Source organism: Halomonas sp. S3-1-1, assembly GCF_023757625.1.
In the GTDB taxonomy this organism is placed as follows: domain Bacteria; phylum Pseudomonadota; class Gammaproteobacteria; order Pseudomonadales; family Halomonadaceae; genus Vreelandella.
This window is the reverse complement of the sequence record NZ_JALGBZ010000001.1, coordinates 1047635-1073441: the sequence shown is the minus strand read 5'-3', so window position 1 is coordinate 1073441 and position 25807 is coordinate 1047635. Positions and strand designations below refer to the sequence as shown.

Here is a 25807-nt window from a genome sequence, read left to right as displayed (position 1 = left end):
GAGAACGTCCTCTCTTGACCCCACGCCCGGCCGGCTCCTTCTGTTGGGGGGGCGGGTCCCCTTCGCCCCCCCCCCCCCCCCCCCCCCCCACACCCCCCCCCCCCCCCCCCCCCCCCCCCCCACACCCCCCCCCCCCCCCCCCCCCCCCCCCCGCGCCGGGTCAAGCGAGCGGGCGTCCTAGCCTTCGCTACCGCTTTCGGCCAGATCGACGAGTTCGCGCACGGCCACCGCAAAGAGCGCAAAGCCGCCCTCGGTGCCGCCGCGCACCTCCTCGAGCAAACGGCGCCAGCGGCGGTGAAGGTCGGCGTGCTGCTTGAGCCACTCATCCACCAGCTCCTGGGTATCGCGGCTGCCGGCGTCCATGTTGAGCACGCTGATGGTCAGCGCCAGCTGCTGGCGGTCGATGTCGTCGCGGAAGGTTTCCCGCGCCTGGGCCTGCCAGGCATCGCGCACCTCAAGCTGGGTCACCTGACGCGTCATCCAGGGCAGCTCCAGGCGGCTGCCGATTTCGTGGAACACCTCAGCCACGCGCTGGGGTTTTTCATTGGTGCTGCGCGCAGCGAAGATGATACCGAGCCCGCCGTAAAGATTGGGCGCGCCGGCCACCGTCGAGGCCAGCGCCTCTGGTACGCCCTGTTCGATGAGCTCGTCGCGGCGCTTGAGCCACTGCTTTTGTTCCTCGCCGCTCAATAGCTCGCCAATGCTCTCCTGAAGCTGCGACAGCCGCGGGCGGAAGTATTCGATCGCATCCTGGGTGGAGAGCCCCATGTGCAGACGCACGAACCAGCGCGTCGCGCGGCGGATCAGGCGCATCAAATCGAGCATCATCGAGTACTGGACGCGGTTGGGCACCTGGTTGTCCAGCGCCTCGATCTGACCCCATAGCTCATTGAAGTTGAAGGCGTCCCGGGCGATGACATAGGCGCGGGTAATGTCCGCGCGGCCCGCTCCGGTAGAATCGATCAGCCGGCGAATGAACACTACGCCCATGTGATCCACCAGGTCGTTGGCGACCTGGGTGGCGACGATTTCACGCTTCAAGCGGTGCTCGTACATTTCCGTCTGGTAGCGCTCGACCAACAGCGAGGGAAACAGGCGTTCGAGGTGGCGGTCGATGTAGGGGTCGTCCGGCACGTTGGACTCGATTAGATCACCCTTGAGCGTGCTTTTGGCGTAGGACGTCAGCACCGAGAGCTCGGGCAGGCGCATGCCTTCGTTGTTGCTGGCGCGCTCCTTGAGCACCTCGTCCGAGGGCAGGAACTCGAGTTCGCGATCGATTTGACCGGCACTTTCGAGCTCGCTGATAAAACGCCGGTAAGGCCCGGAGCCCTGGCGGGAGAGCATCTCGGAGAGATCGATCGATTGGGTCTGGCGATAGTTATCCAGAATCACGAGCTCGGCGACCTCGTCGGTCATCTCGGCGAGCAGCTCGTTGCGCTGCTTCTCGGTCATGTCGCCGCGCTTAACCACCTCGTCGATCAGGATCTTGATGTTGACCTCGTGATCGGAGCAGTTCACCCCGCCGGCGTTGTCGATGAAGTCGGTGTAGACGCGCACGCCTTTCGCCGCGGCCTCCATACGACCGCGCTGGGTCAAGCCGAGGTTGCCGCCCTCGCCCACCACGCGGCAGTTGAGCTCACAACCGTTAATGCGAAGCCCGTCATTGGCCTTGTCGCCAACGTCGGCGTCGGTCTCCTCGGAGCCTTTGACGTAGGTGCCGATACCGCCGTTCCAGATCAGATCGACCCGCGCCTTGAGCATGGCGTTGATGAGCTCGTTGGGCGAGAGCTTGTCGGCCTCGATGCCAAAGACCCGGGCCATCTCCTCGGAAATCGTGATCGACTTCGCGCTGCGGCTGAACACGCCTCCGCCCTGGGAGATCAGCTCCTGGCTGTAGTCTTCCCAGCTCGAGCGACCCATGTCGAACATGCGTTGTCGTTCGGCGAAGGAGGCGTCGGTATCCGGGTTGGGGTCGACGAAAACGTGCAGATGGTTGAACGCACCGACCAGTTGGATCTTGTCGGAAAGCAGCATGCCGTTGCCGAACACGTCGCCGGCCATATCGCCGATGCCGACCACTGTAAAGGGGTCGCGCTGGGTGTCGAGATCCAGGTTCTTGAAGTGGCGCTTGACCGACTCCCAGGCGCCACGCGCGGTGATCGCCATTTTTTTGTGGTCGTAGCCGTTGGCACCGCCGGAGGCGAAAGCATCGCCGAGCCAGTGGCCGTACTCCAGCGAGATCGCGTTGGCGTAGTCGGAAAACGATGCCGTGCCCTTGTCCGCCGCGACCACCAGATAGGTGTCGTCCTCGTCATGGCGCACCACGTTCTGCGGTGGCACTACCTCGCTTCCTTCGAGATTATCGGTCACGTCCAACAGCGCGCGGATGAAGATCTGGTAGCATGCGATGCCTTCGTTCTGCACGGTTTCGCGGTCGGCGTTTTCCGGCATGCGCTTGCAGACGAAACCGCCCTTGGCGCCTACCGGTACGATCACCGAGTTCTTCACCTGCTGCGCCTTCATCAGCCCCAGCACCTCGGTGCGGTAATCCTCGAGACGCTCGGACCAGCGCAGCCCGCCGCGCGCGACCTTACCACCGCGCAGGTGAACGCCTTCGACCCGCGGCGAGCACATGAAAATTTCGAACATCGGCCGCGGCTTGGGAATGCCGGTCACTTTCGTGGGTTCGAGCTTGTAGGCGATGTAATCCTTGAACTCGCCTGCCTCGGTTCGCTGATAGTAGTTGGTGCGAAGCGTTGCCTTGATCAGTTCCATGATGCGCCGTAAGAGCTGATCGTCGCTGAGACTTGCTACGCCGTCCAGGTGCTCGACAAGGCGTGCTTCGCAGGCCTGGGTGTCGTGAGACTCGACCTCGGGGTCGAAGCGCTGTTTGAATAGCTCGACCAAGCTCTGGGTGATCAAAGGGTAGTTGGCAAGCGTCGTGGCGATGTAATCCTGGGACATGCCAAAGCGAATCTGCTTGAGATAGCGCGCGTAGCCCCGGAGCATGGCGACTTCGCGCCAATCGAGCCCGGCGCCGAGCACCAGCCGGTTGAAACTGTCGTTGTCCGCTTGGCCTGCCCAGATGCGCTGAAACGCCTCGCTGAAGATGTGGCGCATCTGGCTCATGTCGACCCCGGTGCGCGAATGTTCGAGCTCGAAGTCGTGGATCCAGTAGCGCGCGTGGGGGCTATTGATATCGTAGGGGCGCTCGCCCTGCACACGCAGGCCGAGGTTTTCCATCATCGGTAGCACGTCAGAGAGCGGAATCTGGCTATCGCGGTGGTAGAGCTTCAGGTTCATGCCGCCGGCCTGCTCTTCCATCGGCCGGTAGAGTGACAGCGACAGCTTCTTGTCCCCGCGCAGCGTCAGCAGATGCTGGATGTCGAACACCGCCGTACGGGCGCTGAAGTCCTCTCGGTAGCTTGCCGAAAACGCCTGCTGGAACTGCTCCATTAGTTCGTTGGTACGCTCTTCGCCGAAGCCTTCATTCATGGCGTCGAAAAGCTCGTCGCGCCAGCTGCGCGCAAGCTTGGCCACCTTATTTTCCAGCCGCTTTAAATCGTACTGGGTGGGTGCGTCGCCCTTGAAACGCAAAATGAGCTGGATGCGCGCCAGCATCGACTCGGAAAGGTAGGTGTTGAAATCGCCAAAGCGGGCATCAAGCTCGTCACACAGCATGGTCTGGATGCGCTGGCGAAGGTCGGTGGAGAACACGTCTCGCGGTACGAACACTAGGCATGAATAGAACTTGCCGCTGACATCGGTGCGGATGAACAGGCGCACCTGACGGCGCTCGCGGATATTGAGAATTCCCAGCGCCGTTTCAGCAAGCGCTTCAGTATCGATCTGGAAAAGATCGTCGCGCGGGAAGACTTCCAGAATCTGCAGCAACTGCTTGCCGTTATGGCCGCGCGGGTTGAAACCCGCGATATCCATCACCGCCTTGAGCTTGCGGCGCAAAAGCGGGATGTTACGCGGCGACTCGTTGTACACCGTGGCGGTGAACAGGCCGAAAAAGCGCCGCTCGCCGATCACGTTGCCGTCGTCATCGTAGCGGTCAACGGTGATGTAGTCCGGGTAGGTGGGGCGGTGCACGCGGCTGTGATGCGCGCTCTTGGCAAACGACAGAAGCTGCGGCACCAGCACGAAACCGCTTTCGTCGACGCCCTCTTCGGTACGGATACGCTCGCGATAGCGCGTCTGGTTTAGGCGGAAAACGCCCAGCACGCTATTGGGGTCGCGCTCGAGCTCGCCGTCTTTCAGGTAGTACTCGTCGTACCCCAAAAAGGTAAAGTTGTCCTTCAAGAGCCACTCGAGAAACGCGATCGCCTCTTCGTGGTCGTCAGGGTCGAGCTGCGGCGGGCAGTTCTTCTCGAGCTCCTGAATGGCCGAGGTGATTTGATGGCGCATTGGGTCGAAGTCTTGCACCGCGGTGCGCACGTCGCGCAGCACGTTATGAAGCTTCTCTTCCATGTTCGACAGCGCCTGCGGGTCGCTGTGGCGATCCACTTCGATGACGATCAGCGACTCCCGCGCCTCCGGGGCGTTTTCGTCGCGCGGCGTGGTCAGGGCCTCGAGATGGTGGCGGCCGTCGCGGGCGACGGCGAACACGGCGTTTTGAATCGCGTGAACGGTCAAGCCCCGGCGGTTGAGTTCGATGCGCACCGAGTCGACCAGAAATGGCATGTCCTCGTGCAGTACCGCCACGAAGGTGTGGTGCGACTGCCAGCCGTCCTCTTCGAAATCAGGGTTGAAGATGCGCACTTTCGGGCTTTGCGGGTCGTGGTGCAGCAAAAACTGCCAGATCGAAAGCGTGGCGCCGTAAAGATCGTCGAGACGGCGGTCGACAAGATCCTCCACCGGGACGGTGGCGTAAAAGTGGCGGGCGAACGCTTCGATACACGCCGCCCGGTCCGGCTCCAGCCGCGCTTCCAGGCGCTCCTGCAGCTGTTTCAAAAGGTCTTGTCGACTCTCAACACTCGCAACGTTGTGCATCCATCACCTCGATTGCCTGGGCCGGTGGGGCCAAAACGAACAATAATCGGCCTTGGGGCCACGATTTCCGTTAGCTTACTGTAGCAGCTCACTCCTCTCTAACCATCTGCCAACTTGCTTATGGAGTATGCCGTACTCGCATCATGCTCATTTAGCGCTTTACCAGCACCACGCCACACTCACAGTGGTGGGTAAACGGGAACTGGTCAAACAGCGCAAAGCGCTCGACGTCGTGAGTTTGCGTCAATATTTTAAGATTTTCGGCAAGCGTTCGCGGATTGCAGGAAATATAGACGATCCGCTCGTACTCGCTGATCTGAAGACAGCTCTGCTCGTCAAGCCCCGCCCGCGGCGGGTCTACCAGCACGGTCGAAAAATCGAAGCTATCGAGATTCATCTCCGCGACCCGGCGCCCGGCTTTCTCGCCTTTTAGCGCTAGTGAAAACTCCTCGGCAGACATCCGCGCGACTACCGCGTTCTCAATATGGTTAGCCTCGATATTAACGTTAGCACTGGCCACCGACGTACGAGAAATTTCCGTGGCCAGCACGCGGCGAAAATTACGCGCAAGCGCGATGGTGAAGTTGCCGTTTCCACAGTAAAGCTCCACCAGATCGCGCCCGGTTTGATCACGGGTCGCCTGCCTTGCCCACTCGAGCATGGTTTGACAGATATGGGCGTTGGGCTGGGTGAAGCTATTCTCGACCTGCTGGTAGTCAAGGGTGCGCCCATCGACCGTCAGCCGCTCCCAGACGTGGTCGCGAGTGAGCACTAGGCGCTGCTTGCGCGAACGGCCGATGATCATGATACCCAGCGACTTTTCCAGCGCCCGCGCCTGGGCCTCCCAGGCCTCGTCGAGCGGACGGTGGTAGATCAGCGTGACCAGCGCCTCGCCGGACAGCGTGGTCAAAAACTCGACCTGAAAGAGTCGCCGCCGAAGCGTGTCGCTTTGCAAAAACGCCTCTCTGAGCTTCGGCATCAGCTCGTTGATGCGCTCGCTTGCCACCGGATACTGATCCAGGCGCACGACCTTTTTATCCTTGGGATCACTCGGGTTGACCTCGAACATGGCATAAAACAGATCGTCGCCTTCGTGCCAGATCCGAAACTCGCAGCGCTGGCGGTAGTGGCTCGGCGGCGACGAATAGACCTCGAGCGCCGGCGGTGCAAACGGCGCGAACAGCGCCTCGACGAAGGTGCGCTTTTCATCGAGCTGCTCAGCGTAACGTTGGGGGTCGACAGCGGGAATGGCCAAGAGGGCTCCTTAAAAAGTGATCAGCGCTGCCCGCGCTCAGGGCAGCGACAAGCGGTGCGGGGCCTTGAAACCAAAGGCCTCGAAGCCGCGAACGAGGTGGTCGGCGTCGGCGGTGGTGAACGAGCGCCCATCCTGTGGGCCACGGGCGTGGGGCATCACGTCGACGACCCGGCGAGCGATGGCATCGCCGGAGTCGATCCATTGAAGCGGCCGGGGCGCCAGGGTTTCGAGCACCGGTTTCAACAGCGGAAAGTGGGTGCAGCCAAGCACCACGGTATCGAGCGGGCGCGACGCGATGACCGCCTGCCAAAGCGGCTCGAGCGCATCCAGCAGGCGTGCGCGGTCGACGCGCTGACCGGCAAGCCAGGCCTCGGCCTCGGTGACCAGCGCGTCGGCGGCCACTTTGGTGACCTCGCAGTCGCTGGCGAAGCGCTCGATCAGATCCTGGGTGTAGGGGCGGTGCACCGTGGCGCGCGTGGCCAACAGGCCGATATGTCGTGTACGGCTTGCAAGCGCGGCGGGCTTGATGGCGGGCACAGTACCGATCACCGGAATGTCCAGCGTCTCGCGAAGCCCGCTTAGCGCCAGGGTGCTGGCGGTGTTGCAGGCCACGACCAGTGCGCTGGCCTGGCAGGCAGTGACCGCCACCTGGCATACGGCCAGAATACGCTTGGAAAGCGTGACGTCGTCGCGCAGCCCGTAGGGCAGCCAGGCATTGTCGCAGGCGTAACACACAGGAATATCGGGATGGCGTGAGGTAAGTGAGCGGGCCACCGATAGCCCGCCGACGCCAGAATCGAAGATCAGGACGGGCCCGCTCATGGCGCCCCGCCCGGGCCAATGGATGAGTAAGCCACAAGCGCTCTCTGGGTGTTTAAAAGGCGCGAGTTTAACACGCCCGAAAGGCTCGGGCGCGCGTGGAATCAGATGTCAGGCACCTCGGCGTTGTTGAGCTCGGCGTAGAGCTCCGGGTAGGCGTTTTGCAAGCGCTCAAGCTCCTGCTGCGCCTTATCCGGCAGCGCCTGGCGAAGCGCTTCCAGATCCTCGTCGGTGAAGTACTTGTCGATCAGCGGGAACAGGTGCTCGCGCTCGTGGCGAAGATACGTTCGGTGGGCGTCGAGGTAGGTGCTCAAATCCTCGGCGAAGCGATCCATCGGCAGCACGTTATCCATCAGGATCATGTCGATGTCGTCGGAAAGTTGAGCAAGGCTCGGCTTGAGCTGGCGGTAGTCCTCGGCCATCTTCTCCATGAAAGGCAGCTCTTCCGAGGCTTTTTCCTCGAGGCGCTCCACGCAGATCTTTTCCAGAGGTGTGGCGAACTCGTCCATGTAGGCAAGGATGTAGTCCACCACTTCACGCATCAGCTTGAAGTTGGGCCGCTCGCCCTGCACCAGCGTTTTCTGCTTAAGCTGTAGCACATGAAGCATGCGCGCCATATTGGCATGGTCCTGACGCAGTTGATTTAACATGAGCCAAACTCCTTAAGTGGTTGTCGAGCCTTACCTTCAAAATCCCTGTCAAGGCATTGGACACGCGCTGGATAAGCAGTGTCTACTACACTGTGACAACTAATCTTTAGCAACTGATCTTTAGCAACCAATCTTTAGTAAATACACGATGGCAATGAGAATTTGGCAATGCATGTTGCCAAGCGCTCAAACGCAGTTTTGCGGTCGTGCTGAGCTCGTTGCCTGCCGCTTCAAGACACCGCGTTACAAAGCGTATGTCCTAAAGTAGCCTGCCGCAACGTGCTTTGCCATAGCATGACCCGGCGACTCTCGACGCCCTGACGCACGAAGGATAAAGACATGGACCTTTTTGACAGCGCCGAGGCCCCGCCCGCCGACGGCGCCCCCCTCGCCTTTCGCATGCGCCCGCGCCACCTGGACGACTACGTGGGCCAGCAGGCGCTGGTCGGCCCTCATAAACCGCTGCGCCAGATGGTCGAGACGAAAAGCGTACGCTCGATGATCCTTTGGGGCCCGCCAGGAGTGGGCAAAACGACGCTGGCCGAGCTATTGGCCCGCGCCTCGGACTCGGCGCTTGAGCAGCTCAGTGCGGTGATGGCCGGTGTGAAGGAGATCCGCGCGGTGGTCGAGCGAGCGCGCCAGACCCGCGCGCAGACGCTGCTCTTTCTGGACGAAATCCATCGCCTCAACAAGAGCCAACAGGATGCGCTTTTGCCCCACGTCGAATCCGGGCTTCTAACGCTGATCGGCGCGACCACCGAAAACCCCTCTTTCGAGGTCAACTCGGCGCTTTTATCGCGCACTCGGGTCTACGTTTTAAAGCCGCTGAGCGAGCAGGAGCTGATCGACGTGATGCGCCAGGCGCTCGAGGATCGCGAGCGCGGGTTGGGCAGGCGGTCAATCGAGCTCGAAGAAGGCGTGCTACAAGCGCTGGCCAGCGCCAGCGCCGGCGACGCGCGCCGGGCGCTGGGGCTGCTTGAAACCGCTTGCGACTTTACCGAGCAGCGCGGCGAGCGGGAAGTGCTGGAAAAGGCGGCGCTCGCGGATGTGATCGGCCACCAGTCCAGCGCCTTCGATAAGCAGGGCGACGCCTATTATGATCTGCTCTCGGCGATCCACAAATCGATTCGCTCCTCGCGTCCGGACGCCGCGCTTTTGTACATGGCGCGCTTCATCCAAGGCGGCGGCGACCCGCTGGACGTGGTGAGGCGCCTGTGCGCCATTGCCTCGGAAGACGTGGGCAACGCCGACCCGCGGGCGTTACCGCTGGTGATCGCCGCCTGGGACGCCTACCTGCGCCTGGGCGATTATGAGGGCCAGCGGGCGATCGCCCACGCGGCCATTCATCTGTCGGTCGCGCCCAAGAGCAACCGCATCGATCGCGCCTGGAAGGCGGCGCAGTCGTTCGTCAAGAGCCAGCCCCAGGTGGACGTGCCGAGCTACCTGAGAAACGCCCCGACGAAGCTGATGGAGGAGCTTGGCCACGGCGAAGGCTACCGCTACGCCCATAGTGAGCCCGACGGCTACCCGGCCGGCGACGCCCACGACTGCTGGCCCGAGGCGCTGCCCAAAACGCGCTTTTTCGAACCGAGCACTTTTGGTCAGGAGAAGCGCTTTGCCGAGATCATGGCTTGGCGTGAGGCCAGAGACGAAGAAGCCAACCAGACGCCGGGCGGCGTTTGATTGGCTCATACGGGTGACTTAAAAGTCGCCGGCCAAGGTCAGCGCCGAGGCCGGCGGTTTCCCCTAGTAGGTTTCGCGAATAACGTCAGTGCCTTCGGGAATCTCGAAATCGAACAGGCTGCGGTCGACGCGTCCGTTTTGCACGATGTCATCGAAGGTGATCAGCGTGCGCTGGCCGGTGCTGTCGGTCATCATCAGCTCGCTCAGGGTTTCGCCTTCGAACACCATGGAGAGCTCTTCGAACAGCGTCTCGTTGGAGGTCGGCACGAGCGTAAACACGTCTTCGCTCCCCTCCTGGGCGTAGAATACGTCGAAGTTCTCGGTCAGATCATAAGCGCTACCCGAGAGCAGCAGCGCCGGTGTGTGGGAGACGCGGTTGTCCATCGCCTGCACCGTGACCTGCTCGAGATCCGGGTCATAGAGATAGACCTCGTTTCCGTCGGACACCACCACCTGAGCATACGGGGCTTCGACTTCCCAGCGCAGCATGCCCGGGCGGGATAGCCACATTTCACCGCGCGCATCCTGCAGGCGCTCACCGCCGCTGCCGCTGATCATCTGTTCAAAAGATGCCTGATAGCTCTCCAGCGGCTCGAGACGTTCGGAGAGACGCTCGGCAGCCTCGTTGGCAAGCGCCATCGGTGCTGCGAAGGTCAAACCCAGTGCGCTGGCCGTCAGCGCCAGCGAAGCACCGCGCCGCGTATCTTGATCGCTCATTACCTTACTCCCCAGGCAGTGTTGCCAAATGGCGGCACGCGCGTGCCGCAACGGTTGTGATATTTGGACAGGAACATCCCTGTGTCCACACTCAGACGTTCATCGCGCCCCGGGGTTTCACCGGCGGCGCGACTTTCACGCTTGTTGCACGATTGACGCCTCACTTACTGGCCCACCGGCGGCGGGGCCAGCACTTCGCGGGCACCGTTGGACCCCATCGACGACACCACGCCGGCACCTTCCATCGCCTCGACCAGCCGCGCAGCGCGGTTGTAGCCGATCTTGAAGCGGCGCTGCACCGCAGAGATCGACGCCTTGCGGGTCTCGGTGACGAACTGCACGGCTTCGTCATAGAGCGCGTCCTGTTCGGCGTCATCACCGTCGCCGCCTTCGGCTTCAAGCCCGGCCAGCGCATCCGCGGAGACGCCGCCGGAGAGGATTTCATCGATATACTCTGGCTCGCCGCGGCGCTTCCAATCCTCGACCACGCGGTGCACCTCGTCGTCGTCGACGAAGGCGCCGTGCACGCGGTTCGGCGGGCCGGAGCCGGCGGGCAGGTAAAGCATGTCGCCGTGGCCCAGCAGGCTTTCAGCGCCGCCCTGATCGAGGATCGTGCGCGAGTCGATTCTTGATGACACCTGAAACGCCATTCTTGAGGGAATGTTTGCCTTGATCAGGCCGGTCACCACGTCCACCGACGGGCGCTGGGTGGCAAGAATCAGGTGAATACCGGCGGCGCGGGCTTTCTGCGCCAGCCGCGCAATCAGCTCCTCCACCTTCTTGCCGACGATCATGAACATGTCGGCGAACTCGTCGATCACCACCACGATGTAGGGCAGCTTCTCGAGCACCGGCGGCGTCTGGTGCATCTCCCAGGGCTGCGGCTCCCATAGCGGGTCCGCGACCTGGGCGCCGGCGCGCTCGGCCTCATCAAGACGCGCGTTGAAGCCGGCGATGTTGCGCACGCCCATTGCAGCCATCAGCTTGTAGCGCCGCTCCATTTCGGCGACGCACCAGCGCAGGCTATTAGCGGCCTCTTTCATGTCGGTGACCACCGGCGCCAGCAGGTGCGGGATACCGTCGTACACCGAAAGCTCGAGCATCTTGGGGTCGACCATGATCAGCTTGAGCTCGTCTGGCGTGGCCTTTAAAAGCATCGAGATCAGCATGGCGTTCACACCCACCGACTTACCCGAGCCAGTGGTGCCGGCCACCAACAGGTGCGGCATCTTGCCCAGATTCGCCACCACCGGGCCGCCGCCGATGTCCTGACCGAGCGCCATGGTGAGCGGCGAGCTCTCCTGCTGGTAGCGGTCGGAGTCGATGACTTCGCGCAGGCGAATCATCGCCCGGTGCGGGTTGGGAATTTCGATACCCACCGTAGGCCGGCCGGGGATCACCTCGACCACGCGTACGCTCTTGACCATCAGCGAACGCGCCAGATCCTTGGCCAGATTGCTGATCTTGGAGACCTTCACGCCGGGGGCGGGCTTGATCTCGAAGCGAGTGATGACGGGGCCAGGCCAGGTATCGACTACGTCCGCCTTCACGCCGTAATCGCGCAGTCGCACCTCGAGAAGCTCCGCCATGTCGCTAAGCTGCTCTTCGGTATAGTTGGGCTGATGCGGCTCCGGCGGTGTAAGAAGCTGGTAGCTTGGCACCTCGCCTTCGGGCTCGTCTTCGGTTTCGAACGCCGGGCGCTGGTTTTGCAAGTGCTCGACGGTCCAAAGCGTGGGCCCGGTATCCGGCTCAGGCTCCGCGCGCTCCTGAGCAAACGTCGGCTCCTGACGCGCTTCCCTCGGCGCGACCGCGGCCGGGGCGGGTGCAGGCGTTGTGGCCGGAGCGGGAGCATAAGCCGGCTCGATCTCTTCGTCGTCTTCCCACACCGGCTCGGGCACCACTTCCGGCACCCGCCGGGTCGCATCAAAAGTTGGCGCGCTGGCGCTCAGCGGCTCGCGCGGCTGGGCGCCCCACTCCTGCGGCGACGTTTCATCATCGATAAGCTCGTCATCAAGCGCGTCTTCCTCCTGGGGCTCGTCGATGAAAAAGCGCGCGGGGGTCGCGGGCTCTTCATCGCGTCTGGACGCGCGAAGCGACAGCGGAGCCTCGTCGGTATCGGATGGCGTGCTCCAGGGCGCCGGCTCAATGGGCGTATCCTGCTCCAAAGGCGCCGGATCGAAGGCAGGAGGCGCCGGCTGCGGCTCGGGCTCGGGCTCGGGCTCGGGCTCGGGCTCGGGCTCGGAAGCAGGTTCGTCGGCCTGGGTGGGCGCGGCAAAGGCGCTGGGCACAGGCGGTGTTTCTTCCGTCGCTTGCACCGGCGTCACCGGCGCTGGCGCCTCGGTTTTCCCGGTCTCAAGCGGCGCCTCGACGCGTGCAGACATCGGCTCGCTGGGCGCGGCGTCTACCGGGCGTGACACGGTGCGTGCCTGTTCGGCGCGGGCGTCTTCGCGCGGTGTCTTTTCAGCGGGCGCTTCTTCAACGGGCGGCACTTGCGTTGCCGGCGCCTCATCGACCGGTGCGCTTGCCATCTTTGCCGCGTCGGTGCCTTCTAACGCATCAGAGTTAGAGGTCGAGAGCGTAGGCTCGGCGCGGGCGGGTTTTACCGCCGTTGGCTTGCTCGGGGCGGGCTCGGCGGAAGGTTCCCGCTCGCTGGAAGCCGGCGCGGGCGGCGTATAGTGATGGGCCGCTGCCTCCCAGGGAATCGAGGTATGGGTGGTTTCGCTTTGATCGAAAGCCGCCATGCGCGGCTCGCGCCGGCTGCCTCCGCGGGCCTTTGGTGCGGCGTGCGCACCGGCCGCCGCACTGGCTTCCCGGCGCGCCGCGTCGGCTTCGGCTTCCTGCTGCTCGCGGGCTTCTTTTTCTTGCCGGTTGCGCTCCTTGAACTTGCGCGTTGCCTCTTTGGAAGCGGCCTTGATCGAGGCGCGCTCTTCGCGCTTTTGCTTGCTTTTGGCACGACGGGCGCGCCAGCCGGCGCCCAAACGGCAAAAGCGCTTGCCGAGCTCATCGGCCACGTTCAGCCAGGAGAGGCCGGTAAATAGCGGAAAGCCGATCAAAATGAGCGCGGCGGCAATCAGGCCTACCCCGCCGCTTCCAACCAGCGGGCGCAGCGTGCCGACCAAACCCTCGCCCAGAATGCCGCCGGAGGCGTAGGGCAAAATGCTGTCGGGATGATAAAAGTGCAGCGCGCCGAGCATGGTGGTGCCGAACATCAACAGCACCAACCCGCCAGCGTGCACCGCGATGGCGACCGGGTCGATTTCAAAGCGCACCTGGCGCGAGCGCATCAGCCACCAGGCGGCGAAGCCGAACATGCCGGGCCACCATAAGGCGCTCGCCCCCAAAAGCGAGTAGAGCACGTCGGCAAGCCAGGCGCCGACCGGGCCCATCCAGTTGTGCACGTCGGTTTCCGGCCCCTGGTAGGACCAGCCCGGATCTTCCGGCTGGTAGCTAAACAGGGCCAGCAATAAAAAGACGCACAGCGCCAGCAGTACCACGACGACGCCTTCGCGCATCGAGCCCTGAAGGCGCAGGCCGAAACGCCGCGCCTTGTCCTTGGCGGCCTTGACCCGAGTGGACTGGGCCGACGTTGATGGTCGACGCGACCCGCCCTGCGTTCGCTTGTCTACCGTCTTGTTTACTTTCAAGCGATTCTCCCTTTACACCTGGTGGCGTCGTTAATCGACTTGCGAGTTTGCATCATACCGAGCATCCTTTCGCCATCACAGCGCTTGTCGCTTCGAGTTGGCGTTCAAACGCGCTGGCGGCGTTTTTTGAGGCGATCACAAAGGCTGTTATCAAAGGCGACAAGGAGTCCTTCATGCTGCCCTGGCTTTCATCGCCACTGCCCGCCTTTCCGGCGTCGGCCAGCGCGCTCGACACGCCCAACGGCTTGCTCGCCGCCGGCGGCGCGCTGACCCCTGACTGGCTCATCGAGGCTTATCGCCGCGGGATCTTCCCCTGGTACAACGATGGCGACCCCGTGCTTTGGTGGAGCCCCGACCCGCGGATGGTGTTGGCACCGGCGCAGTTCAAGCTGCGGCGAAGCCTTGCCAAACGCCTGCGCAATGGTGGCTTTCGCGTGACGCTGAATCAACACTTCGATGCGGTCATCCACGCCTGCGCTGCGCCCCGCCAGGGCGAGCCGGAGACCTGGATCAACCCGGACATGCGCGCGGCCTACCGCCACCTTCATGGCCTGGGCATTGCCCACAGCGTTGAGGTTCACCTGGGCGGTGAACTCGTCGGCGGGCTTTACGGGTTAGCGCTGGGGCCGGTATTTTTCGGCGAGTCGATGTTCTCGAAAACGCCGGACGCCTCCAAGGTGGCGCTGGCACACCTGGCGCGCGCCATGGCGGACAACGGCGGCGCGCTGATCGACTGTCAGATGCATACCCCGCACCTGGAACGTTTGGGCGCCGCGCCCATCGCCCGCGCGACGTTCGTAAGCTATCTTGAACAGTGGCTGCCGGAAAACGCGTTCGACCTGGACGGTCACTACCCGGTCGTTCCGGCGTCGCCCTGGCTGAACGCCGTACCCTCAGCCTATTGATGCAAGCGTCAACCCTCAAGGAGATAGCCGTGAGCAGCAGCGCCTTCCGCGGCCCGGTCCGCGATCTACGCTTTTTTCTGACCGTGCCCCACGCCTGCAGCTACCTGCCGGATCAAAAAGCGACGACGCTGTTTCTGGACCCCAAGGAAGCGCCCTCCCACGGCGTATACGACGCGCTTTCGCTGCTGGGCTTTCGCCGCAGCGGTCGGCATCTGTACCGGCCACACTGTGAAGGCTGCCAAGCGTGCCAATCGGTGCGCATTCCCGTCGCGCAGTTCGAACCCAACCGGACCCAGCGCAAAATCGCCAAACGCAACGCCGACGTCACGACCCGCGTCGTGGCCGCTCATTACCATAACGCCCATTACGCACTCTACGCCCACTACATCCGCGCGCGTCACAGCGACGGCGACATGTATCCGCCAAGCCAGGAGCAGTATCGCACCTTTTTGACCCTCGACCAGCCCTACGCCAACCTGATGGAGCTCTACCTGGAAGATCGATTGATCGGCGTGGCCGCGTTCGATCGCCTCGAGCACGGTCTATCGGCGATCTACACCTTCTTCGCTGTAGATGAGGAGCTCGACCGGCGCTCGCTAGGAACGCTTGCGATCCTGAAGCTGATCGAGCGTTGCCAGCAGCTGGGGTTGAGCCACCTTTACCTGGGCTACTGGATCGAGGAGTGTCGAAAAATGCGTTACAAGCAGGCGTTTTCGCCGCTGGAAGTGCTGGACGGGCGCCGCTGGCGTGCGCTCATTCGCTAAAACGGCGCGCTTTTTTGCCTTGACGCCAGCCTTGCGGCACAATATAGCGCTGCTTACCAAGCCCATGTAAACGATTTGGCCAGTTGACGCGTATTTGGCGGCGGCTTTACTTGCCAATCACCGTACTTGGCAACCACAGTGCCGGCGAATCTGTTAAACTGGCTACGATGATATTAAATAAGTGAGGATCTGCCTATATGGCACGCGAAGACCATATTGAAATGGAAGGCGTCATTGTCGATACCCTTCCCAACACCATGTTTCGTGTCGAGCTCGAAAACGGTCACGTGGTGACTGCCCACATTTCGGGCAAAATGCGCAAGAACTACATCCGCATTCTGACCGGTGACAAGGTCAAGGTAGAGCTGACCCCTTACGACCTTTCCAAGGGCCGCATCGTTTACCGTTCGCGCTAACCGCCCAACGCTTTCGTGCTTATTTGAACCGGCGTAACCGCCCCCTTCGTTACGCATATTGGCACGAGCGTTTCTCCTCTTTTACGGCGCCTCAAAATGACAACGCCCCGTCAATGACAGGGCGCTGTATGCGGTTGAGCCTTACGCGTTGACCGTTACGGGGCGTCGGCCATCTCGGCTTCGGTCGAAAGCGAAAGCTCGCCCTCTTCCAGGCTGACATGCACCGTACCGCCGTGCTCGGCCAGCTCGCCAAAGAGAATCATCTCGGCCAGCGGCTTTTTCAGCTTTTCCTGAATCAGGCGCGCCATCGGGCGTGCGCCCATGTCCGGGTCGTAGCCCTTGTCCGCCAGCCAGTCGCGGGCCGAGTCGTCCACGTCGAGCTGAACGCGTTTCTCGTCGAGTTGAGCCTGAAGCTCGATCAGGAACTTGTCGACCACGTTGCGTACCACGGTCATCGGCAGCGCGCTGAACTGGATGATACCGTCCAGGCGGTTGCGGAATTCCGGTGAGAATGTGCGGCGGATGACCTCCATAGCGTCCGTGGTGTGATCCTGAGTCTGGAAACCGATCGAGCGGCGCGACGCCTGCTCGGCACCGGCGTTGGAGGTCATGATCAGAATCACGTGGCGGAAGTCCGCCTCACGGCCGTTGTTATCGGTCAGGCGGCCGTGATCCATTACCTGCAGCAGCAGGTTGAAGACTTCCGGGTGCGCCTTTTCGATCTCGTCGAGCAGCAGCACGCAGTGCGGCTGCTTGTTGACCGCCTCGGTCAACAGGCCGCCCTGGTCGTAGCCGACGTACCCAGGCGGCGCGCCGATCAGGCGTGATACCGTGTGACGCTCCATGTACTCGGACATATCGAAGCGCACCAGATCGATCCCCATGATATGCGAGAGCTGCTTGGCGACCTCGGTCTTGCCCACACCCGTGGGGCCGGCGAACAGGAAGCTGCCTACCGGCTTGTCCGGCGATTTCAAACCGGCACGCGACAGCTTGATGGCCGCGGATAACGAGTCGATCGCCTCATCCTGCCCAAACACCAGCATCTTGAGATCGCGGTCGAGCTTTTCGAGCAGCTTGCGATCGGAGCTGGAGACGCTCTTGGGCGGAATCCGCGCGATGGAAGCCACCACCGCTTCGACCTGCTCGACGTCGATGGTGTCGACCCGCATCTCGGAGGGCAGCATGCGCTGATGCGCACCCGCCTCGTCGATCACGTCGATCGCCTTGTCCGGCAGATGGCGGTCGTTGATGTAGCGATCCGCCAGGCGCGCAGCGCTCTCAAGCGCCCCGTCGGTGTACTTGAGCTCGTGATGCTCTTCGAAGCGCGAGCGCAGCCCCTTGAGAATCTTAATGGTGTCATCGACCGAGGGCGCCGGCACATCCACCTTCTGGAAGCGCCGAGCAAGCGCACGGTCCTTCTCGAAGATACCGCGAAACTCCTGGAACGTGGTCGAACCGATGCAGCGTAGTTCCCCGGAAGAGAGTAGCGGCTTCAACAGGTTCGAGGCGTCCATCACGCCGCCGGACGCGGCGCCCGCGCCGATTACGGTATGAATCTCGTCGATGAAGAGAATCGAGTTGGGCTGCTTTTTGAGCTCACCCAGAAGGCTTTTCAGACGCTTCTCGAAATCGCCACGGTACTTGGTACCGGCGAGCAGCGCGCCCATGTCGAGTGAGTAGACCACGGCGTCGGCGATGACGTCCGGCACGTCTTCTTCGACGATGCGCTTGGCCAAGCCTTCGGCGATCGCGGTCTTGCCCACGCCAGCTTCACCGACCAAAAGCGGGTTGTTCTTGCGCCGGCGGGCGAGAATCTGTACCACGCGCTCGAGCTCGTGATCACGCCCGATCAGCGGGTCGATCTTGCCAAGGCGCGCCTGCTCGTTGAGGTTGGTGGCGTAGCCGGTCAGCGGGTGTGCGCCGCCTTCGGCACTGGCTTCTTCCACATCGTCACCCTCCTGCTGAGAAGATGTATTCGATGAATTGTGACCGGATACCTTGGAAATGCCGTGGGCGATGTAGTTGACGGCGTCGACCCGCGCCACGTTTTGCTGTTTCAGGAAGTAGACGGCCTGGCTCTCCTGCTCGGAGAAGATGGCCACGAGCACGTTGGCACCGCTGACTTCGCTTTTACCCGATGACTGTACGTGAAAAACCGCGCGCTGAAGCACGCGTTGAAAGCCAAGCGTCGGCTGCGTTTCGCGCTCGCTCTGGCCTTCGGGAATCAGTGGCGTGGTCGAATTGATGAAATCCTGCAGATCGGACCGCAGCTTGTCGAGATTGGCCCCGCACGCTTTCAGCACATCGACGGCGGAAGCGTTATCCAGAAGCGCTAAAAGCAGGTGCTCGACGGTCATAAACTCGTGGCGCTTTGAGCGAGCCACGGTAAAGGCCGTGTTCAGGGTCAGTTCAAGTTCTTTGCTCAGCATGGCAGTCCCCTTTTCGCTACTCCCCGGGGCGTATTCACCCGGGACTTGCGTCGGATCAGTTTAATCGACCGGCACTTTCAACATCGGGTACAAATGCCCCGCTTGCAAGCCCCACTGCCACTTTTTTTCAACGTTTACCGGGGCGCTTTCACGCGTTGTCCGGGGTTGTCTCAATCGGCAGCTTCGATATCGCTCATGAGCGGATGCTCGCATTCGCGGGCGTATTCGTTGACCTGATGGCTTTTCGTCTCGGCGATGTCGCGAGTAAAAATACCGCAGGTCCCTTTGCCCTGGGTGTGCACGGCCAGCATGATCTCCACGGCTTTTTCGTTATCCATATTGAAAAAGCCTTGGAGTATTTCGATGACGAACTCCATCGGCGTGTAGTCATCGTTGTGAAGCACTACTTTATACAGCGGCGGCTGGGCGAGTTCGGGCTCTGACGTCTGTACGTCCAGGTCGTCGTCGTGCTCGGTCGACGCCGAGCGTGTCATGCCTGACACCAAAGCGTTCAGGCAAGGATTCTCAAGATTGGGCATAAAGCGTTGCGTATCGTCTCTGTGCTGACAGGCGGATGATGTGGCAAGCAGGCTTGCTTTAAGACGCCCATGCGCAGCAAGGGTTCATGGAAAAGACAAAATTATCACACTGAGTCGCACAAAAAACCCCCGCCCGCCGAGCGGACGAGGGTGTGTACCTTAAAGCGAGCGTTAGCCCTTGGCGACCAGCGCCAGCGCTTCGTTGAAGGTCTGGCTCGGACGCATGGCCTTGCTAGCAAGCTCACGATCCGGATGGAAGTAGCCCTTGAGCTCGACCGCCTTGCCCTGCGCGCCGTTGAGTTCGTCCATGATGGTGGACTCGTTGTCGCGCAGAGTTTTGGCAAGCTTGGTGAAGAGCTCTTTAAGCTCTGCGTCCTGGTCCTGAGCGGCGAGCGCCTCGGCCCAGTACAGCGCCAGATAGAAGTGGCTGCCGCGGTTGTCGATTTCGCCGGTCTTGCGCGACGGCGACTTGTTGCTGTCCAGGAACTTGCCGTTGGCTTCGTCCAGCGCACTCGCTAGCACCGTGGCTCGCTGGTTGTCGAAGGTGGAGCCCAGATGCTCGAGCGAGGCGGCCAAGGCCAAAAACTCGCCGAGCGAATCCCAGCGCAGGTGGTTCTCTTCGACCAGCTGCTCGACGTGCTTCGGCGCGGAGCCGCCGGCACCGGTTTCGAACAGGCCGCCGCCGTTCATCAGCGGTACGATCGAGAGCATCTTGGCGCTGGTGCCAAGCTCCATAATCGGGAATAGGTCGGTCAGGTAGTCGCGCAGCACGTTGCCGGTGACCGAGATGGTGTCCTCACCCTTACGGATACGCTCCAGCGACAGTTCCATCGCCTCGACCGGCGCCAGAATGCGAATATCCAGACCGTCGGTATCGTGCTCTTTGAGGTAGGTCTCGACCTTCTCGATCAGCTTCGCGTCGTGAGCGCGGTTGGCGTCGAGCCAGAAGATCGCCGGCGAGCCGCTTTCGCGCGCGCGGTTGACCGCAAGCTTGACCCAGTCCTTAATCGGCGCGTCCTTGGTCTGGCACATGCGCCAGATGTCACCGGCTTCCACGTCGTGGCTGAATAGTGTCTGGCCATTGGCATCGCTCACCACCACGGTGCCGTCCGCGGGAATGTGGAAGGTCTTGTCGTGCGAGCCGTACTCTTCGGCTTTCTGCGCCATTAGGCCGACGTTGGGCACGCTGCCCATGGTGGTCGGATCGAAGGCGCCGTTTTTCTTACAGTCCTCGATCACGCTCTGGTAGATCGTGGCGTAGCAGCGATCCGGAATCACCGCCTTGGTGTCCTGCAGCTCGTCGTTTGCGTTCCACATCTTACCGGAATCGCGAATCATGGCGGGCATGGAGGCGTCGATGATCACGTCACTAGGCACGTGCAGGTTGGTGATGCCCTTGTGCGAGTTGACCATCGCCATCGGCGGGCGCTCCTTGTAGAGCGCCTCGATGTCGGATTTGATCGCCTCACTCTGCTCGGAAGGCAGTTTCTCGATCGAGCTGTAAAGATCACCAAGGCCAGACGCCGGGTTGAAACCAGCTAGCTTCAAGGCATCCTTGTGCTTGTCGAGCACGTCCTTGTAGAACTCCTCGACCACGATACCGAACATGATCGGGTCGGATACCTTCATCATGGTGGCTTTCAAGTGCAGCGAGAAAAGGATGCCGCGCTTTTTGGCATCCTTGATTTCGCTGTCGATGAAGTTACGCAGCTTGCGGCTGCTCATGAAGGCGCCGTCGACCACTTCGCCTTCCTTCACCGTTAGGCCTTCTTTCAATACGGTGCTAGTGCCGTCTTTTTGCTTGAGCTCGATCTTGAGCGTGCCGGCGGCTTCGATGATCGCGGACTGCTCGCTGCCGTAGAAGTCGCCTTCCGACATGTGCGCCACGTGGGAGTCGGAGTCCTTGCTCCACTCGCCCATGCGGTGCGGGTACTTGCGCGCGTAGTTCTTGACCGACTTCGGCGCACGACGATCCGAGTTGCCTTCGCGCAGCACCGGGTTGACCGCGCTCCCCTTGGCCTTGTCATACGCCGCCTTGATGGCCTTCTCTTCGTCGTTTTGCGGCTCGTCCGGGTAGTTCGGAAGATCGAAGCCCTGACCCTGCAGCTCCTTGATGGTCGCTTTGAGCTGCGGGCCGGAGGCGCTGATGTTCGGCAGCTTGATGATGTTGGCTTCCGGCGTGGTCGCAAGCTCGCCGAGCTCGGCCAGGTCGTCGCTTACGCGCTGTTCGTCGCTCAAACGATCGGGAAACTGCGCCAGCACGCGGGCCGCCAGAGAGATATCGCGGGTTTCGACGACGATACCCGCCGAGTCGGTAAACGCATCGACAATCGGTAACAGCGAATACGTTGCAAGCGCGGGGGCTTCATCGGTGAGCGTGTAAATGATCTTCGGCGTTTCGGACATTGTGCGTTAACCTCGTTTCTCGCTGTGACTAAAAATTTCCGGGCGGCTCGATGGTGCGGGGCCAGGATAAAGCTTGGCGCTTGGCCACGAATCAAAGCGCTTCATGCAAGCGACGCGATGACGATAGTGTCATCATAACGTTTAGTATTTGTGTAATTCAGCGCTGCACTTTACTCCTTTATGTGATTGTCGACAAATTCACCCCGCTTCAAGAGAGCCCGATGAGCACGCTCTATCTTCTACACAAGCCCTACAAAATGCTGTCCCAGTTCACCGATAGCCAGGGGCGCGCCACGCTCTCTGACGTGATCGACGTGCCTGGCGTCTACGCCGCGGGTCGGCTCGACTACGACTCCGAGGGACTGCTGCTGCTTTGTGACGACGGCGCGCTCATCCACCAGATTACCCATCCGCGCCACAAGCAGCCCAAAACCTACTGGGTTCAGCTCGAAGGCGAGATCGACGACAAGGCGCTCGCCGCGCTCAAGGCGGGGGTGACGCTAAAGGATGGCCCGACCCGCCCGGCCAAGGCTCGGCGCCTCAAAGCCCCGGCGGTAGCAGAGCGCATTCCACCCATCGAACCCAAGCGCCACCCTATTACCAGTTGGATCGAGCTCACCATCACCGAGGGGCGAAACCGCCAGGTGCGGCGTATGACCGCCCACGTCGGCTTTCCCACGCTGCGCCTGATTCGCGCGGCCATCGGCCACTGGCGCCTCGACGCTTTGGCCCCGGGCCAGTGGCGCACCGAAACCCTGCACGCGCCGCAAAAGCCCGCCGCGAAGGGCGGCAAACAGCGCCCCGGTAAGAAGCCACGCCCAGGCCAAACGCCCCGTGCGGGTCAGAAACCAGGTCGAGGGCCACGCTCATGAAGCGCATTCACACCACCGCCGCCTGCGTTATAGAGCGCGACGGGCGCTATCTGATGGTCGAGGAGGAGCGCGGTGGCCCGCACACGCTGTTCAACCAGCCGGCCGGGCACATCGAGCCCGGCGAAGGCCCGATGGCGGCGATCTTGCGCGAGGTCGAGGAAGAGACCGCCTGGCGGGTGCGCCTGAGCCACTACCTTGGCCTCGAGGTGTTCCACACCCAGGATAAAACCTTTCACAGCCACGGCTTCATCGCCACGCCAGAGAAGTGGCTCAGCACGCCGCTGGACACCGACATCCACGCCACGCACTGGCTCACGCTCGAAGAGGTCAAATCCCTCGGACGTGACGGCCGGCTACGCAGCCCGCTGGTGCTCAAGCGCCTCGAGGACGCGCTCGCCGGGCGCCACTACCCCCTTTGCGTGATCCGCGAGTGAACCACTCGAAGCGCCTGGGCCGCATCGTGTATAATCGTTCCCAACTGCATACCACTTTACGAGGATGGCAATGACATCCACACCAAGCACGTCGAACGGCAAGGTGATCGTCGGCATGTCCGGCGGCGTCGACTCGTCGGTCTCGGCGCTTTTGCTGTTGCAACAGGGCTATGAGGTCGAAGGCCTGTTCATGAAGAACTGGGACGAAGACGACGGCACCGAGTACTGCACCGCGAAAGAGGACCTGGCCGACGCCCAAGCCGTGTGCGACAAACTCGGTATCAAACTGCATACCGCCAACTTCGCCGCGGAGTACTGGGACAACGTTTTCGAGCACTTTCTCGAGGAGTACAAGGCCGGGCGCACGCCGAACCCGGACATCCTGTGTAACAGGGAAATCAAGTTCAAGGTCTTCCTCGACTACGCCAAAATGCTCGGCGCCGAGCTGATCGCCACCGGCCACTACGTGCGCCGCGGCGAGCGCGACGGCCGCCCGCGGCTTTTAAAGGGGCTCGATACCAACAAGGATCAGAGCTACTTTCTGCACGCCGTACCGGAAGCCGCGATCGCCAAAACCCTCTTCCCCGTGGGTGAGCTCGAAAAGTCCGCCGTGCGCGCGCTTGCCGAAGAGTTCGATCTCATCACGGCGAAGAAGAAAGACTCTACCGGTATCTGTTTTATCGGTGAGCGCCGCTTCAAGGACTTCTTACAGCAGTACCTGCCCGCCCAGCCAGGCCGAATCGAAACGCTCAGTGGCGATGTCATCGGCGAGCACATGGGCTTGATGTACTACACCCTGGGCCAGCGCCAGGGCCTGGGAATCGGGGGGCTGGCCAACTACTCCGAGGAGCCTTGGTACGTGGCGGGCAAGGATCTCGATCGCAACGTGCTCCAGGTCGTCCAGGGCAAAACCGACGAGCACCTTTATACCAACGCGCTCTCCACCGAGGCGATGGATTGGGTCGCCGGCAAGGCGCCGGTCGCCGAGGGTCGCTTTACGGCGAAAACGCGCTACCGCCAGAGCGACTGCCCCTGCGTCGTTCGCAGCCTTCCCGATGGCGGCGTCGAGGTCGTTTTCGATGACCCGCAGTGGGCGGTCACCCCGGGCCAGTCGCTGGTACTCTACGACGGTGACGTTTGCCTGGGGGGCGGCGTGATCAGCGCGACCTGGAACACCGCCGAGGTCGCCGCATGAGCCCGACCACGCCGATCCATCGCGCCCCGGACTCCCCTTCCGCGCGTCAAACGCTGGCGCTGGCCGGCGTTTTCCAGGCAGCGAGTCTGGTCGATGAGCTGGCCCGTACCGGCCAGGTCGACACCCGCGCCTGGGAGACGCTGATCAACGCCACGCTCGATACCAACCCGGCCAGCTTCGAGGCGATCTATGGCGGTCACCCCAACAATCTGCGCCGCGGTCTCGAGACCCTCGAAGCACTTTCCGGGCGCAAGCAGGCCAACCCGGTGGTGCTGCGCTACGGCTTCTCCATGCTGATGCTGATGAACAAGCTGCGCAGCGACACCGCGATGATGGATGCTCTCGGCGAGAAGCTCGCCCACGCCCAGCATCAGGCGGAGCACTTCGGCCCGACCCACGAAAACGTGATCGCAAGCCTGGGCGAAGCCTACCAACAGACGCTTTCGACGTTCAAAACGCGCATCGTCGTACAGGGCGACCCGACGCTTTTGCAGACTCGCATGATGCCCGAGCGCGTGCGGGCGTGCCTGATGAGCGGCATTCGCTTTGCGCTCTTGTGGCATCAGCAGGGCGGGCGCCGCTGGAAGCTGGTGTTTCAGCGCAAGGCGCTGCGCCGCGCCCTCGATAGTTTCAATTAGGCCTCTGGCCCCCACGATCCCCCGTTATTTTTGGAAACCTTGCCATGCAACTCACCGCTTTGACCGCCCTCTCCCCCGTCGATGGCCGCTACGCCGACAAGGCCGCCGCGCTCAGGGAACACTTCAGCGAATTCGGCCTGATCCGCGCCCGTGTGATCGTCGAGGTGCGCTGGCTGCAGCGTCTGGCCGAACACGAGGGCATCACCGAGGTCAGCCCGCTCTCTGATGATGCCACCGCGTTTCTGGAAACGCTGATCAGCGAGTTCTCGGTGGCCGACGCCGAGCGGATCAAGGAGATCGAGCGCACCACCAACCACGACGTCAAGGCGGTCGAGTACTTCCTCAAGGAGAAGATTGAGGACAGCGAGGAGCTTCACGCGGTAACCGAGTTCATTCACTTTGCCTGCACCAGTGAAGACATCAACAACCTCTCCTACGGCGTCATGCTGGTCGATGGTTTGAATGCCATGCTGCCGACGCTGCACAAGGTCGCCGACGATATCGCCGCGCTCGCCGTGGAGCACGCGGCCCAGCCGATGCTCTCGCGCACCCACGGCCAGACCGCAAGCCCGACTACGCTTGGCAAGGAGATGGCCAACGTCGCCTATCGCTTGAAGCGCCAGCTCAAGCAGATCGAAGCCGTCGAGGTGCTGGGCAAGATCAACGGCGCGGTAGGCAACTATAACGCCCACCTGACGACCTACCCGGAGATCGACTGGGAAGCCAACGCGCGCACGTTCGTCGAAGGGCTGGGGCTTCGCTTCAACCCCTACACCACCCAAATCGAGCCGCACGACTACATCGCCGAGCTGTTCGATGCGATCGCGCGTTTCAACACCATCCTGATCGACTTCGACCGCGACGTGTGGGGCTACATTTCGCTGGGCTACTTCAAGCAGCGCACCGTGGAAGGCGAAATCGGCTCCTCCACCATGCCGCACAAGGTCAACCCGATCGACTTCGAAAACTCCGAGGGCAATTTGGGCCTGGCCAACGCGGTGTTGAGCCACCTCGCCCAGAAGCTTCCGATCTCGCGCTGGCAGCGCGATCTGACCGACTCCACGGTGCTTCGAAACCTCGGCGTGGGCCTGGCCTACGCGCTGATCGGCTACCATGCGAGCCTGAAGGGCATCGGCAAACTCGAGGCCAACCCGACGCGCCTGGCCGAGGATCTGGACAACAGCTGGGAAGTGCTGGCCGAGCCGATCCAAACCGTCATGCGCCGCTATGGGATCGAAAAGCCCTACGAGAAGCTTAAGGAGCTGACCCGCGGCAAGCGTATCGACCAGGCGGGCTTTGCCGCGTTCATCGACACGCTGGAACTGCCCGCCGAGGTCAAACAGGAGCTGAAGGCGCTTTCGCCGGCAAGCTACATCGGCAACGCTCGCGCCCAAGCCGAAGCGCTGCCCCAGCGTCTTGAAGCGCTATAACGCGCCGACT

The 25807-nt window shown here is 62.2% G+C and carries 18 protein-coding genes; 9 read left to right on the top strand and 9 right to left on the bottom strand.

Features of this window, described 5'->3' with window-relative positions:
* Nucleotides 1-177 precede the first annotated feature (177 nt).
* The 4 genes from MQW23_RS05070 to MQW23_RS05055 all read right to left on the bottom strand — a co-directional run bounded on the left by MQW23_RS05070 (nt 178) and on the right by MQW23_RS05055 (nt 7722).
* Complete coding sequence (locus MQW23_RS05070) at nt 178-4998, bottom strand: NAD-glutamate dehydrogenase (RefSeq protein WP_252106721.1); 4821 nt, start codon at nt 4996-4998, stop codon at nt 178-180.
* A gap of 151 nt (nt 4999-5149) precedes the next feature.
* Nucleotides 5150-6253: a tRNA (uridine(54)-C5)-methyltransferase TrmA gene (gene trmA, locus MQW23_RS05065; protein ID WP_252106720.1), complete on the bottom strand. Its 1104-nt coding sequence runs from the start codon at nt 6251-6253 to the stop codon at nt 5150-5152.
* Nucleotides 6254-6289: 36 nt separating this feature from the next.
* Entirely contained in the window at nt 6290-7075 is a 786-nt protein-coding gene (murI, locus tag MQW23_RS05060) for a glutamate racemase (protein WP_252106719.1), read from the bottom strand.
* Nucleotides 7076-7176: 101 nt separating this feature from the next.
* On the bottom strand, nt 7177-7722 hold the full coding sequence (locus MQW23_RS05055) for a hemerythrin domain-containing protein (RefSeq protein ID WP_252106718.1): 546 nt from the start codon (nt 7720-7722) through the stop codon (nt 7177-7179).
* 339 nt (nt 7723-8061) lie between these two features.
* On the opposite strand from MQW23_RS05055, the gene MQW23_RS05050 reads away from it, so the two are divergent.
* Nucleotides 8062-9405 carry a replication-associated recombination protein A gene (locus tag MQW23_RS05050; RefSeq protein ID WP_252106717.1) on the top strand — a complete coding sequence of 448 codons (1344 nt, stop codon included), beginning with the start codon at nt 8062-8064 and terminating at the stop codon, nt 9403-9405.
* A gap of 63 nt (nt 9406-9468) precedes the next feature.
* Here the strand turns inward: MQW23_RS05050 and lolA are convergent, their stop codons facing one another.
* Together lolA and MQW23_RS05040 are read right to left on the bottom strand one after the other, a co-directional pair.
* Nucleotides 9469-10122 carry an outer membrane lipoprotein periplasmic chaperone LolA gene (gene lolA / locus MQW23_RS05045; protein WP_252106716.1) on the bottom strand — a complete coding sequence of 218 codons (654 nt, stop codon included), beginning with the start codon at nt 10120-10122 and terminating at the stop codon, nt 9469-9471.
* Nucleotides 10123-10286: 164 nt separating this feature from the next.
* Nucleotides 10287-13766, bottom strand: a complete 3480-nt coding sequence (locus MQW23_RS05040) for a DNA translocase FtsK (RefSeq protein WP_252106715.1) — start codon at nt 13764-13766, stop codon at nt 10287-10289.
* A gap of 173 nt (nt 13767-13939) precedes the next feature.
* Here MQW23_RS05040 and aat point away from each other — a divergent pair, with 173 nt between their 5' ends.
* From aat to infA, 3 genes are all read left to right on the top strand, one after another.
* Entirely contained in the window at nt 13940-14671 is a 732-nt protein-coding gene (aat, locus tag MQW23_RS05035; RefSeq protein ID WP_252106714.1) for a leucyl/phenylalanyl-tRNA--protein transferase, read from the top strand.
* A 29-nt stretch (nt 14672-14700) separates the two neighbouring features.
* Nucleotides 14701-15435, top strand: a complete 735-nt coding sequence (locus tag MQW23_RS05030; protein WP_252106713.1) for an arginyltransferase — start codon at nt 14701-14703, stop codon at nt 15433-15435.
* A 197-nt stretch (nt 15436-15632) separates the two neighbouring features.
* Complete coding sequence (gene infA, locus MQW23_RS05025; protein ID WP_007111068.1) at nt 15633-15851, top strand: translation initiation factor IF-1; 219 nt, start codon at nt 15633-15635, stop codon at nt 15849-15851.
* A gap of 155 nt (nt 15852-16006) precedes the next feature.
* Here infA and clpA read toward each other — a convergent pair whose 3' ends face one another.
* The 3 genes from clpA to MQW23_RS05010 all read right to left on the bottom strand — a co-directional run bounded on the left by clpA (nt 16007) and on the right by MQW23_RS05010 (nt 21228).
* On the bottom strand, nt 16007-18283 hold the full coding sequence (clpA, locus tag MQW23_RS05020; RefSeq protein WP_252106712.1) for an ATP-dependent Clp protease ATP-binding subunit ClpA: 2277 nt from the start codon (nt 18281-18283) through the stop codon (nt 16007-16009).
* 170 nt (nt 18284-18453) lie between these two features.
* A complete protein-coding gene (clpS, locus tag MQW23_RS05015) occupies nt 18454-18777 on the bottom strand; it encodes an ATP-dependent Clp protease adapter ClpS (RefSeq protein ID WP_252106711.1) in 324 nt (107 codons plus the stop codon).
* Nucleotides 18778-18993: 216 nt separating this feature from the next.
* Nucleotides 18994-21228, bottom strand: a complete 2235-nt coding sequence (locus MQW23_RS05010) for an NADP-dependent isocitrate dehydrogenase (RefSeq protein WP_252106710.1) — start codon at nt 21226-21228, stop codon at nt 18994-18996.
* 221 nt (nt 21229-21449) lie between these two features.
* Between MQW23_RS05010 and MQW23_RS05005 the strand changes: the two genes are divergently transcribed.
* From MQW23_RS05005 to purB, 5 genes are all read left to right on the top strand, one after another.
* Entirely contained in the window at nt 21450-22100 is a 651-nt protein-coding gene (locus tag MQW23_RS05005) for a pseudouridine synthase (RefSeq protein WP_252106709.1), read from the top strand.
* Nucleotides 22097-22534 carry an NUDIX domain-containing protein gene (locus MQW23_RS05000; protein WP_252106708.1) on the top strand — a complete coding sequence of 146 codons (438 nt, stop codon included), beginning with the start codon at nt 22097-22099 and terminating at the stop codon, nt 22532-22534. The genes MQW23_RS05005 and MQW23_RS05000 overlap by 4 nt, the downstream gene beginning before the upstream one ends.
* Nucleotides 22535-22604: 70 nt before the next feature.
* The gene (gene mnmA / locus MQW23_RS04995) at nt 22605-23729 is read left to right on the top strand and encodes a tRNA 2-thiouridine(34) synthase MnmA (protein ID WP_252106707.1); all 1125 of its coding nucleotides are present in this window, start codon (nt 22605-22607) and stop codon (nt 23727-23729) included.
* Nucleotides 23726-24367 carry a high frequency lysogenization protein HflD gene (gene hflD / locus MQW23_RS04990; protein WP_252106706.1) on the top strand — a complete coding sequence of 214 codons (642 nt, stop codon included), beginning with the start codon at nt 23726-23728 and terminating at the stop codon, nt 24365-24367. The genes mnmA and hflD overlap by 4 nt, the downstream gene beginning before the upstream one ends.
* A gap of 44 nt (nt 24368-24411) precedes the next feature.
* Entirely contained in the window at nt 24412-25797 is a 1386-nt protein-coding gene (gene purB, locus MQW23_RS04985) for an adenylosuccinate lyase (RefSeq protein WP_252106705.1), read from the top strand.
* The last annotated feature ends 10 nt before the right edge of the window (nt 25798-25807 follow it).